We start from the raw sequence: 13,212 nt of genomic DNA, 5'->3' as shown, positions 1-13,212 counted from the left end.
CTTAGGCAATTACTTGATCACAAGGTTGTGATCAGATCATGAGGACATGGTCATGCTAAATAAATTCAAACAAATACAAGAACAATGGGGTGGCTCTAATGAGGTCATCGATCATTGGCTCGAAACTCGACAGTCTCTAATCGTTGAGTATTGTAAGCTTGCCGCTCTACAGCCTTCATCGTCGAAAGCAACTGCAATCACCGAACTGCCTTCTCCAGAAGAGCTCCAAAAATTCAGCCAACATCTTGTTGATTACATCTCCGAAGGTCATTTCAAAATCTATGACATGGTGATGGACAAATGGCAGTCTACTGGCTTCAAAGCAACAGACGAAATCAACCAATCTTATGGTCATATCGTTCTTACCACCGACCCACTGCTCAACTTCACCGATAAATACGCTGCCATTGAAGCGACCGATACATTAGAAAGCTTTGATAGTGAGCTATCACTCGTTGGTGAGATTCTTGAGGTGAGGTTTGCGGTTGAAGACCAGCTGATACAACAAATTGCCGACAGCCTAGCGGTTCCACCAGGAGCGTAATGGCTTAACATCTTCTAAGCTTGCCTCTGTGCAAGCTTTTTGTTTTGTCTGTAGCGTTACCTAACACATTCAACTCTTCTACCAGAGCCTATTGGTTCGTCCCTGATCGGATGTTTTGCGATAACCAGACGTCACACTTGTCACCAGTTTCATCCTCACGACATTTCTGTAAACACCCAAAACTGCCTTAGAGAAAGTACTCTCAACTAAGTCCACCAAGCAATCAAGGAATCAAGGAATCAAGGAATCAAGCAAACCTATCAGATTCTGAAGAATAACCTCTCGTTAAACACCAATACGCCAGATACAAAAAAGGCACCCGAAGGTGCCTTTTTCTTATCTCTTAGAGACTACTCGTAGAGCTTACTCTTCTGAAGAGAAACCAGCGTTTAGAAGTGCTGCTAGATTGTCAGTAGCTTGTTCAGCTGAAGGACCTTCTTGCTCTTCTTCACGTTGCTTTTGACGCTCTTGGTGGTATGCGAAACCAGTACCAGCTGGGATCAGACGACCAACAATTACGTTCTCTTTCAGACCGCGAAGGTCATCACGCTTACCAGAAACCGCAGCTTCTGTTAGTACACGAGTCGTTTCTTGGAACGATGCAGCTGAGATGAATGACTCAGTTGCAAGAGATGCTTTAGTAATACCTAGTAGGTCACGTTCGAAACGTACTAGTTCTTTACCTTCAGCTTCTAGCTTACGGTTAGCAATCTTAACATTGTGGTACTCAACTTGTTCGCCAGGTAGGAACGGAGAGTCACCAGAATGAGTGATTGTACACTTACGTAGCATTTGACGAACGATAGTCTCGATGTGCTTATCGTTAATCTTTACGCCTTGTAAGCGGTAAACTTCTTGAACTTCGTTCGCGATGTACTGAGTTACTGCGTGGATACCACGTAGACGCAGGATATCGTGTGGAGTTTCAGGACCGTCGGCGATTACATCACCACGTTCAATCTTCTCACCTTCGAACACGTTCAATTGACGATGCTTAGGAATCATCTCTTCGTAAGCGTCACCGCCTTCACGAGTGATTACTAGACGACGCTTACCTTTCGTTTCTTTACCGAAAGACACAGTACCTGTGTGCTCAGCAAGGATCGCAGGCTCTTTAGGCTTACGAGCTTCGAATAGGTCAGCTACGCGTGGTAGACCACCGGTGATATCTTTGTTTCCGCTCGATTTTTGAGGGATACGAGATAATGTGTCACCGATGCCAACTTCAGCGCCATCTTCGATGTTTACAATCGCTTTGCCAGGTAGGAAGTAGTGAGCTGGCATATCAGTACCAGGGATCATTACGTCGTTACCTTGCTCATCAACAAGTTTGATAGCTGGACGCATATCTTTACCTGCTGCTGGGCGAGCTGCTGCGTCTGTAACTTCACTTGAAGAAAGACCCGTTAGATCGTCAGTTTGACGAGAAACTGTAATACCATCGATCATATCTACGAATTGGATACGACCTGCCACTTCAGTGATGATTGGCATGGTATGCGCTTCCCAGTTAGCTACAACTTCACCAGCAGTAACTGCTGCGTTGTCGCCTTTGGTTAGCATCGAACCGTAAGGAAGTTTGTGCTTCTCTTTAGTACGGCCGAATTCATCAATAATCGTCATCTCAGATGCACGAGAAGTGATAACCAGTTTCTTATCTTTGTTAACTACGAACTTAGCATTGTGAAGTTTCACAGTACCAGTTGTCTTAGCTTGGATGCTGTTCTCTGCTGCTGCAGTAGATGCCGCACCACCGATGTGGAACGTACGCATCGTTAGCTGTGTACCCGGTTCACCGATAGATTGTGCAGCGATAACACCAACTGCTTCACCTTGGTTCACTAGGTGACCACGTGCTAGGTCACGACCGTAACACTGTGCACAACAACCGAAGTCTGCATCACAGGTAACAACAGAGCGCACTTTCATGCTATCTACTGAGTTGTCTTCCATGATTTGACACCACTTCTCATCAATCAGAGTATTACGTGGAATCAGTACATCTTCAGTACCAGGCTTAAGAACGTCTTCAGCTACTACACGACCTAGAGCAAGCTCAGAAAGTGCAACTTTAACGTCACCACCTTCGATGTGAGGCATCATGTCGATACCTTCGTGCGTGCCACAGTCATGTTCGTGTACTACAACGTCTTGAGCAACGTCTACTAGACGACGAGTTAGGTAACCCGAGTTTGCTGTTTTCAGTGCTGTATCCGCAAGACCCTTACGAGCACCGTGCGTTGAGATAAAGTACTGAAGGACGTTTAGACCTTCTTTAAAGTTCGCTGTGATCGGCGTTTCGATGATTGAACCATCTGGACGCGCCATCAGACCACGCATACCTGCTAGCTGACGAATCTGAGCTGCAGAACCACGTGCGCCCGAGTCGGCCATCATGTAGATGCTGTTAAACGATTCTTGCTGTTCTTCTTCGCCGTCACGGTTGATAACTGTTTCAGAAGATAGGTTATCCATCATTGCTTTCGCAACGCGGTCATTCGTAGATGCCCAGATATCGATAACTTTGTTGTAACGCTCACCCGCAGTAACAAGACCAGATTGGAATTGCTCTTGGATTTCGCGAACTTCTTCTTCAGCAGATTCAATTTCATCGTATTTCGCTTGAGGTACAACCATATCGTCGATACCTACAGAAACACCAGAAAGTGCAGCGTATGCAAAACCTGCGTACATGATTTGGTCAGCAAATACTACTGTATCTTTTAGACCAAGCTTACGGTAACACTCGTTAAGAAGAGTAGAGATCTGCTTCTTACCTAACTTTTGGTTAACGATGCTGTACGGTAGGCCAGCTGGAACGATTTGCCATAGCATTGCACGGCCGACAGTTGTATCAACCATCTTCGTTTCAGTAGTGCTGTTACCATCTTCGTCTACTACAGTTTCGGTGATACGTACTTTAACGCGAGCGTGTAGCTCAGCAGTCTTAGTACGGTATGCCTTTTCAGCCTCAGCAGGGCCAGCAAGGTACATGCCTTCGCCTTTCACGTTGATCTTGTCACGTGTCATGTAGTAAAGACCCAATACAACGTCCTGAGAAGGTACGATGATCGGATCACCTGACGCTGGCGACAGAATGTTATTCGTCGACATCATCAGTGTACGTGCTTCAAGCTGTGCTTCTAGAGTTAGAGGCACGTGTACCGCCATTTGGTCACCATCGAAGTCGGCGTTGTATGCCGCACACACTAGTGGGTGAAGCTGAATCGCTTTACCTTCGATTAGTACTGGTTCAAACGCTTGGATACCTAGACGGTGAAGTGTAGGTGCACGGTTAAGCAGTACTGGGTGTTCGCGGATTACTTCGTCTAGGATATCCCAAACGATAGCTTCTTCGCGCTCTACCATCTTCTTAGCAGCTTTGATTGTCGTAGCCATGCCACGAGTTTCTAGCTTGCTGTAGATGAACGGCTTAAATAGCTCAAGTGCCATCTTCTTAGGAAGACCACACTGATGTAGACGAAGGTATGGACCTACTGTGATTACAGAACGGCCAGAGTAGTCTACACGTTTACCTAGAAGGTTCTGACGGAAACGACCTTGTTTACCCTTGATCATATCAGCAAGAGATTTCAGAGGACGCTTGTTAGAACCAGTGATAGCACGACCACGACGACCGTTATCTAGAAGTGCATCAACAGACTCTTGCAGCATACGCTTTTCGTTACGTACGATGATGTCCGGAGCAGCTAGCTCTAGAAGACGCTTCAAACGGTTGTTACGGTTGATCACACGACGGTAAAGGTCGTTCAGATCTGAAGTCGCAAAACGACCGCCATCTAGTGGTACTAGAGGACGTAGATCTGGCGGCAGAACCGGAAGTACAGTCAGAATCATCCATTGCGGATCGTTACCCGATGCAATGAACGCTTCAACTAGCTTCAGGCGCTTAGTAACTTTTTTACGCTTAGTTTCTGAGTTAGTCGTTTCTAACTCTTCGCGCATTTCTTCTACTTCTTGATGAAGGTCCATTGTTGCAAGCAGATCTTTGATCGCTTCAGCACCCATCTTAGCAGTGAATTCGTCACCCCACTCTTCTAGACGATCCAGATACTCTTCTTCAGTAAGCATCTGAGATTTTTCTAGATCAGTCATACCTGGTTCAGTTACTACGTACATCTCGAAGTAAAGAACACGTTCGATATCACGTAGAGGGATATCCATTAGTAGACCGATACGAGACGGCAGTGATTTTAGGAACCAGATGTGAGCAACTGGTGAAGCTAGCTCGATGTGGCCCATGCGGTCACGACGAACTTTAGTTTGTGTAACTTCAACGCCACACTTCTCACAGATAACACCACGGTGCTTCAGGCGCTTGTATTTGCCACAAAGACATTCGTAGTCTTTAACTGGACCAAAAATACGTGCACAGAACAGACCATCACGTTCAGGTTTGAACGTACGATAGTTAATTGTTTCCGGCTTTTTAACTTCACCAAAAGACCATGAACGGATCATGTCTGGTGAAGATAGACCGATTTTGATTGCATCAAATTCTTCGGTCTTATGCTGTGCTTTTAGAAAGTTTAATAAGTCTTTCACATTCAGCTCCTGTAAGGAGTTAAAGGAGCTCACTGCTGTAGCAAGCTCCCTTTTACCAAATAATCCTATCTTCTTTTAAAAAGAGGAGGGATTACTCTTCGTCTTCTAGCTCGATGTTGATACCTAGCGAGCGAATCTCTTTCAACAGTACGTTGAACGACTCAGGCATACCAGGTTCCATGCTATGGTTACCGTCTACGATGTTCTTATACATCTTAGTACGGCCGTTAACGTCATCTGACTTAACTGTTAGCATTTCTTGTAGAGTATATGCAGCACCGTATGCTTCTAGTGCCCATACTTCCATCTCACCGAAACGCTGACCACCGAACTGAGCTTTACCACCAAGTGGTTGCTGAGTTACTAGGCTGTAAGAACCAGTTGAACGAGCATGCATCTTGTCATCAACCAAGTGGTTCAGTTTCAGCATGTACATGTAACCAACAGTTACAGGACGCTCAAACGAATCACCAGTACGACCATCAAACAGTTTAAGCTGACCAGATTCTGGCAGATCACCCAGTTTAAGTAGTTCTTTGATTAGAGACTCAGAAGCACCGTCGAACACAGGAGTAGCAATCGGTAGACCGCCACGTAGGTTCTTGATCAGTGTACGAACTTGATCATCAGACAGTTCAGCAATATCAACTTTCTGACGAGTATCACCAAGATCGTAAACCTTCTGTAGGAACTCACGGAACTTATGCAGTTCTTGTTGTTCCTTAACCATTTGGTTGATCTTGTCACCGATACCTTTCGCAGCCAAACCTAAGTGAACTTCTAGGATCTGACCGATGTTCATACGCGATGGTACACCCAGCGGGTTAAGTACGATGTCTACAGGCTGACCTTTCTCATCGTATGGCATGTCTTCAACAGGGTTAATCTTAGAGATTACACCTTTGTTACCGTGACGACCGGCCATCTTATCACCAGGCTGGATACGACGTTTAACCGCTAGGTAAACTTTAACAATCTTAAGAACGCCAGGCGCTAGATCATCACCTTGAGTGATTTTACGACGCTTAGTTTCAAACTTCTTATCGAAGTCTGCTTTTAGCTCATCCCACTGCTCAGCAAGTTGCTCAAGCTGTGTTTGTAGCGCATCGTCTTCTAGAACTTGCTCTAGCCATTGCTTACGACCGATAGTATCAAGCTTAGCTTCAGAGTAACCACCAGACAGAAGTACAGCTTTAACACGGTTAAGAAGGCCACCCTCAAGAATTTGGAACTCTTCAGTTAGGTCTTTCTTCGCTTCTTTAAGCTGCATCTGTTCGATTTCAAGTGCACGCTTGTCTTTCTCTACGCCATCGCGAGTGAAGACTTGTACATCGATGATAGTACCCGAAACAGAGTTTGGTACACGTAGAGAAGTATCTTTAACATCAGACGCTTTCTCACCGAAGATAGCACGTAGTAGCTTCTCTTCAGGAGTCAGTTGAGTTTCACCTTTAGGGGTTACTTTACCAACTAGGATGTCGCCACCCTTAACTTCAGCACCAATGTAAACGATACCTGACTCGTCTAGTTTAGACAGAGCAGACTCACCTACGTTTGGAATATCAGCTGTGATCTCTTCAGAACCCAGCTTAGTATCACGAGCCACACAAGATAGTTCTTGAATGTGGATTGTCGTGAAACGGTCTTCTTGAACTACGCGCTCAGATACTAAGATCGAGTCTTCGAAGTTGTAACCGTTCCAAGGCATGAATGCGATACGCATGTTTTGGCCAAGAGCTAGTTCACCAAGGTCTGTTGAAGGACCATCAGCAAGAACATCGCCGCGTGCAACTGGTTCACCAGGAAGTACAGTTGGACGTTGGTTAATACATGTGTTTTGGTTCGAACGCGTGTACTTAGTTAGGTTGTAGATATCGATACCAGCTTCGCCAGGTACCAATTCATCTTCGTTAACCTTAACTACGATACGAGAAGCGTCTACAGACTGAACTTGACCACCACGTTTAGCAACCGCTGTAACACCAGAGTCAACTGCGATGTTACGTTCGATACCTGTACCTACTAGAGGCTTATCAGCCTTAAGTGTTGGTACAGCTTGACGTTGCATGTTGGCACCCATCAATGCACGGTTCGCATCATCGTGTTCTAGGAACGGGATAAGCGAAGCAGCGATAGATACTACTTGGTTTGTCGCAACGTCCATGTAGTCAACGTGATCGCGTGGGTGAAGACCAGATTCACCTTTTTGACGAGCTGTGATTAGCTCATCTGCAAACGTACCTTCTTCAGTAAGAATGGTGTTTGCTTGCGCGATTACGAATTGACCTTCCTGGATTGCAGACAGGTAATCAACTTCTTCTGTTACTACACCATCTACTACACGACGGTAAGGAGTTTCTAGGAAACCGTAATCGTTACAACGTGCAAACGCAGATAGCGAGTTAATTAGACCGATGTTTGGACCTTCAGGCGTTTCGATCGGACATAGACGACCGTAGTGAGTTACGTGAACGTCACGTACTTCGAAGCCTGCGCGCTCACGAGTAAGACCACCAGGACCTAAAGCAGAGATACGACGTTTGTGCGTAACTTCTGACAATGGGTTGTTTTGGTCCATGAACTGTGAAAGCTGTGAAGAGCCAAAGAATTCTTTAACTGCAGCAGAGATCGGCTTAGCGTTGATAAGATCTTGAGGCATGATTGCATCAAGGTCACCAAGGCTTAGGCGCTCTTTAACGGCACGTTCTACACGAACTAGACCAACACGGAATTGGTTTTCTGCCATTTCACCTACAGAACGGATACGACGGTTGCCAAGGTGGTCGATATCGTCCACTTCACCAATACCGTTACGGATACCAATCAGTTTTTTCATCACTTCGATGATGTCTGATTCATCCAGAGTACCGCGCTCTTCTTCTTCTTCACGCTCGATAGAGCTGTTGAACTTCATACGGCCTACAGTTGATAGGTCGTAACGTTCTTCAGAGAAGAATAGGCTTTCGAATAGAGACTCTGCAGCTTCTTTCGTTGGTGGCTCGCCAGGACGCATCATGCGGTAGATTTCTACCAATGCAGAGATGCGATCTACTGTGCTATCTGCACGTAGAGTGTCTGACATGAATGGACCGTGATCTAGGTCATTCGTGAACAGAGTTTGTAGAGCCTTGTGACCTGCTTGAGACAGGTTAGCAAGTGCTTCTAGGCTAATCTCTTGGTTCGCGCCAACGATGATCTCGCCAGTTGCTTCATTGATGTAATCTTTAGATGCAACTTTACCAACGATGTACTCTACTGGTACTTCGATGTGCTCAACGCCATCTTTTTCAAGTTGACGGATATGACGAGCAGTAACACGACGACCAGTCTCAACGTAAGTTTTGCCGTTTGCTTCGATGTCGAATGACGCAGTTTCACCACGTAGACGATCAGGAACCAACTCCATAAGAAGAGTTTGGTCTTTAACTTCGAAGTTCACTTTGTCGAAGAACAGATCTAGGATCTCTTCAGTCGACTTACCAAGTGCACGAAGAATAATCGATGCTGGTAGCTTACGACGACGGTCGATACGTACGAATAAGTTATCCTTAGGATCGAACTCAAAGTCTAACCATGAGCCACGGTAAGGAATTACACGTGCGTTATAAAGAACTTTACCTGATGAGTGGGTCTTACCCTTATCACTGTCGAAGAACACGCCTGGGCTTCGGTGCAGCTGGGATACGATAACCCTCTCGGTACCATTAATTACGAAAGTACCATTGTCTGTCATAAGCGGAATTTCGCCCATGTAGACTTCTTGTTCTTTAATGTCTTTTACAGTACCTGCTGGTGCATCTCGATCAAAGATAACTAGACGTAGTTTTACGCGTAGTGGCTTTGAGTAAGTAACACCGCGGATTTGACATTCTTTAACGTCAAAAACTGGCTCACCAAGACGGTAGCTAACGTATTGCAGCTCAGAATTGCCGTTGTAGCTCTGAATTGGAAATACAGAACGGAAAGCAGCTTCAAGACCGTATTGACCTTCTGGATCCTGTTCGATGAATTTGTCGAAAGAATCAAGCTGGATCGATAACAGGTATGGAATGTCCAAAACTTGTGGACGAGTACCAAAATCCTTACGGATGCGCTTTTTCTCGGTATAAGAGTAAACCATGGGGTTCCTCAGCTCGCTGATAAGTGACCCAAACCACCCAAAACACTCTTCAAGAGGGGGCGGTGACAAACAGCTGTTTACTGTAGTGAACAATCATTTCGAAAAAATGACTGTTTTTTTGCTCGGATTATGACGGTTAAACAGCGGAAAATTCGTCATAGCCCTACAGCGCAAAAAGGCCGGTGGTTAATAAACCACCAGCCATTAGCCTTGCGGCTAAGAAATTAAGTAATAATTACTTGATTTCAACAGAAGCGCCAGCTTCTTCTAGCTGTGCTTTAAGAGCTTCAGCTTCAGCTTTGTCAACGCCTTCTTTAAGCGCTGCAGGAGCTGAGTCTACAAGACCTTTAGCTTCTTTAAGACCTAGGCCAGTTGCGCCACGTACAGCTTTGATAACTTGTACTTTGTTAGCGCCAGCAGCAGTTAGGATAACGTCGAATTCAGTTTGCTCAGCAGCAGCGTCGCCGCCAGCTGCGCCGCCAGCTACAACAGCAGCAGCTGCAGTAACGCCGAATTTCTCTTCCATAGCTTCGATAAGCTCAACAACTTGCATTACAGACATTTCTGCAACTGCGTCTAGGATTTGCTCGTTAGTAATAGACATAACAATTCTCTTTTAAGTCAACAATAAGTTTAAATAGCAACCAGTGAAAAGCAAGGCTTATGCCGCAGCTTCTTCTTTTTGGTCGCGAACAGCAGCGATAGTACGAACCAGCTTGCCAGCAGAAGCTTCTTTCATGCACATCATTAGGCGTGCGATAGCTTCGTCGTAAGTTGGTAGTGTCGCTAGTACTTCAGCATCAGTAACTGCGCCTTCAAATGCAGCAGCTTTGATCTCGAAATCTTTATTCTCTTTAGCGAAGTCTTTGAAAAGACGCGCTGCAGCACCTGGGTGCTCATTAGAGAATGCGATCAGAGTTGGACCAGTGAAAGTGTCTACTAGACACTCGTAGTCTGTACCCTGAACCGCACGGCGTGCTAGTGTGTTACGAACAACTTTCATGTAAACACCCGCTTCGCGAGCTTGTTTACGTAGAGAAGTCATTGCGCCAACTTCAACGCCACGAGAATCAGCTACAACTGCAGAAAGTGCACCACTGGCAGCTTCGTTGACTTCAGCAACAATTGCTTTTTTGTCTTGAAGATTTAAAGCCATTTGGATTAACCTCTGGTTGTGATTACAGCACTCAATACAAAATGTAATGAGCGTTTACGATGTTATTTAAAAATGAATAAATTCATTTCAAACCACAACATCGCCTACGTAGGTTTTATTAAGCTATCAATAATCTAATGAAAATCGACAGCGCCTACGGTCTTGGGATAGATGATTTCAAATTGCTTTAAAACCACCCAACCACAAATATTAGGCGCAGAAGTATACACTAAATCTGCGCCTAAGCAAATTAGTTTGCTTGAGTGTCAAGACTAGCTTGATCAACAGCAACACCAGCACCCATCGTAGTAGAGATGCTTACTTTCTTCAGGTAAGAACCCTTAGCTGAAGAAGGCTTAGCTTTCTTAAGAGCAACTAGAAGAGCTTCTAGGTTCTCTTGAAGCTGGCTAGCTTCGAAAGATGCTTTACCGATAGTAGTGTGGATGATGCCGTTCTTGTCGTTACGGTAACGAACCTGACCAGCTTTAGCGTTCTTAACCGCTTCAGCAACGTTAGGAGTTACAGTACCAACTTTAGGGTTTGGCATAAGGCCGCGTGGACCTAGGATTGTACCTAGTTGACCAACAACACGCATTGCATCTGGAGAAGCAACAACTACGTCGAAGTTCATTTCGCCTTTTTTCACTTGCTCAGCAAGATCTTCCATACCAACGATATCTGCGCCAGCAGCTTTAGCAGCTTCTGCGTTTGCACCTTGAGTGAAAACAGCAACGCGGATGTCACGGCCAGTACCGTGAGGTAGCACTGTTGCGCCACGAACGTTTTGGTCAGATTTACGAGCATCGATGCCTAGGTTAACAGCAACATCTACAGATTCAACGAATTTAGCAGTCGCTAGTTCTTTAAGAAGAGCAACAGCTTCGCTGATTTCGTATTCTTTAGTTGAGTCAACTTTGTCGCGGATTACGCGCATACGCTTAGTAAGTTTAGCCATGATCTTATCCCTCTACCACTAGGCCCATTGAACGAGCAGTACCAGCAATAGAACGTTTCATTGCTTCGATGTCAGCACCAGTCATATCAGCAGCTTTAGTTTCTGCGATTTCCTGAACTTGAGCGTCAGTAACAGTACCAACTTTCTCAGTGTTTGGACGACCTGAACCAGACTTAACGCCAGCAGCTTTCTTAAGAAGAACAGCAGCAGGTGGAGTCTTAGTTACGAACGTGAAAGAACGGTCGTTGTAAACAGTAATAACTACTGGAGTAGGTAGACCTTTCTCAACAGATTCTGTTTTTGCGTTGAACGCTTTACAGAATTCCATGATGTTCACGCCGTGTTGACCTAGAGCAGGACCAACCGGTGGACTTGGGTTTGCCATACCAGCTGCAACTTGCAGTTTGATATAAGCTTCAACTTTCTTAGCCATGATATTTCCTAATATTTTGGGTACATGCGCTAGCCGCAAGGCGAGCTCCCCATAAATTCAATTAACTCTTTTTTACTTCCACAGAAGCAAAAAGGCGCGAAATTATAATCATAATTCGCGCCTTTAACAACCCTAAAAAGGTGATTTTTTATACTCTTTTATTTTGAACAACTTACGAAGTATTTATCCACAGCTTGTTCAAAGCTTAGAGTTTTAGTCCAGTTTTTCAACCTGACCAAATTCAAGCTCAACCGGTGTTGCACGACCAAAGATCGATACAGATACCTTAATGCGGCTTTTCTCGTAATCTACTTCTTCAACAGTACCGTTGAAGTCAGCAAATGGACCATCGTTCACACGAACCACTTCACCCGCTTCGAACATTGTCTTAGGACGTGGAGACTCGCTCGCTTTCTCTAGACGGTTCAAGATAGCATCAGCTTCTTTATCAGTGATTGGTGCAGGACGATCAGAGGTACCACCAATGAAGCCCATAACACGCGGAATGCTGCGTACTAAGTGCCATGATTCATCATTCATGATCATTTGAACTAATACGTAGCCAGGGAAGAATTTACGTTCACTTTTACGGCGTTGGCCTGCACGCATTTCCACTACTTCTTCAGTAGGTACTAGCACATCGCCAAATAGTTCTTCCATGTTGTGCATTTTAATATGCTCGCGTAGCGACTGTGCAACACGACCTTCAAAGCCAGAAAAGGCTTGAACTACATACCAACGTTTTTTTGGAGCTTCACTCATGAATCAGAACCCTCTACACCCCAGTTGCTAGAGAAACTAGACGGACCATAATGCCGTCAATTCCCCAAAGCACTAGAGACATAACAATACATACAGCTAAAACGATCAATGTAGTTTGCATAGTTTCTTGGCGAGTAGGCCAAACAACTTTACGAATCTCCATACGAGATTCTTTTGCAAAATCGATCGCAGCTTTACCTTTAGTTGTTGTTGCTGCAACGCCTAGTGCGGCAGCAATCAGCACAACTACACCTGCAGCGCGAATTACAACAGACAATTCACCATACAGGTAATTACCCACAACAGCAGCAGCCAACAGAACAAAAGCGACAATCCACTTCATTGTATCTGCTGCACCTGAGCTATCAGGAGTTTCAGCGTTTGCTTTCATAAAACCAACCTGTGATAAGTCTTAAATATAGACGACAATAACCCCGCTGTTGCAGGGCACATTCCTTTGCGTTGCAAAACAACACATCTAACAGTCATTTTAGTCAAAAAGACCGTTTAATTCTTTGCTAAGAGCAAAAATCGATGTCAAAACATCCAACTCTTTTTTTAGCGCAGAAAAAGGGCATCAAATGATGCCCTTTTTACTAGTGGTTCGTCAAATCTTATGCAAAGATTTTAGCTACAACACCAGCACCAACTGTACGGCCACCTTCGCGGATTGCGA

General features: G+C 45.0%; 9 protein-coding genes. 1 reads left to right on the top strand and 8 read right to left on the bottom strand.

What is annotated here, in order from left to right:
- The first annotated feature begins 46 nt into the window (after positions 1-46).
- On the top strand, positions 47-544 hold the full coding sequence (gene rsd, locus AB6F11_RS11390) for a sigma D regulator (RefSeq protein ID WP_102394129.1): 498 nt from the start codon (positions 47-49) through the stop codon (positions 542-544).
- A gap of 363 nt (positions 545-907) precedes the next feature.
- Here the strand turns inward: rsd and rpoC are convergent, their stop codons facing one another.
- From rpoC to secE, 8 genes are all read right to left on the bottom strand, one after another.
- Complete coding sequence (gene rpoC / locus AB6F11_RS11385; protein WP_017060527.1) at positions 908-5,110, bottom strand: DNA-directed RNA polymerase subunit beta'; 4,203 nt, start codon at positions 5,108-5,110, stop codon at positions 908-910.
- Between the two features lie 91 nt (positions 5,111-5,201).
- On the bottom strand, positions 5,202-9,230 hold the full coding sequence (gene rpoB / locus AB6F11_RS11380; protein WP_017060526.1) for a DNA-directed RNA polymerase subunit beta: 4,029 nt from the start codon (positions 9,228-9,230) through the stop codon (positions 5,202-5,204).
- 235 nt (positions 9,231-9,465) lie between these two features.
- Positions 9,466-9,834, bottom strand: a complete 369-nt coding sequence (gene rplL, locus AB6F11_RS11375) for a 50S ribosomal protein L7/L12 (protein WP_017631516.1) — start codon at positions 9,832-9,834, stop codon at positions 9,466-9,468.
- 57 nt (positions 9,835-9,891) lie between these two features.
- Positions 9,892-10,386, bottom strand: a complete 495-nt coding sequence (gene rplJ, locus AB6F11_RS11370; protein ID WP_010435550.1) for a 50S ribosomal protein L10 — start codon at positions 10,384-10,386, stop codon at positions 9,892-9,894.
- 250 nt (positions 10,387-10,636) lie between these two features.
- Complete coding sequence (gene rplA, locus AB6F11_RS11365; RefSeq protein WP_017060523.1) at positions 10,637-11,341, bottom strand: 50S ribosomal protein L1; 705 nt, start codon at positions 11,339-11,341, stop codon at positions 10,637-10,639.
- A gap of 4 nt (positions 11,342-11,345) precedes the next feature.
- Complete coding sequence (rplK, locus tag AB6F11_RS11360; RefSeq protein ID WP_010435555.1) at positions 11,346-11,774, bottom strand: 50S ribosomal protein L11; 429 nt, start codon at positions 11,772-11,774, stop codon at positions 11,346-11,348.
- 213 nt (positions 11,775-11,987) lie between these two features.
- The gene (nusG, locus tag AB6F11_RS11355; RefSeq protein WP_010435556.1) at positions 11,988-12,536 is read right to left on the bottom strand and encodes a transcription termination/antitermination protein NusG; all 549 of its coding nucleotides are present in this window, start codon (positions 12,534-12,536) and stop codon (positions 11,988-11,990) included.
- A gap of 13 nt (positions 12,537-12,549) precedes the next feature.
- Positions 12,550-12,927, bottom strand: a complete 378-nt coding sequence (secE, locus tag AB6F11_RS11350; RefSeq protein ID WP_010435558.1) for a preprotein translocase subunit SecE — start codon at positions 12,925-12,927, stop codon at positions 12,550-12,552.
- Positions 12,928-13,212 lie beyond the last annotated feature (285 nt).

Source organism: Vibrio sp. 10N.247.311.14, assembly GCF_041467715.1.
Lineage (GTDB): Bacteria > Pseudomonadota > Gammaproteobacteria > Enterobacterales > Vibrionaceae > Vibrio > Vibrio crassostreae_C.
Note: the sequence above shows the minus strand (reverse complement) of the source record. Positions and strands in the feature narration are given on the sequence as shown.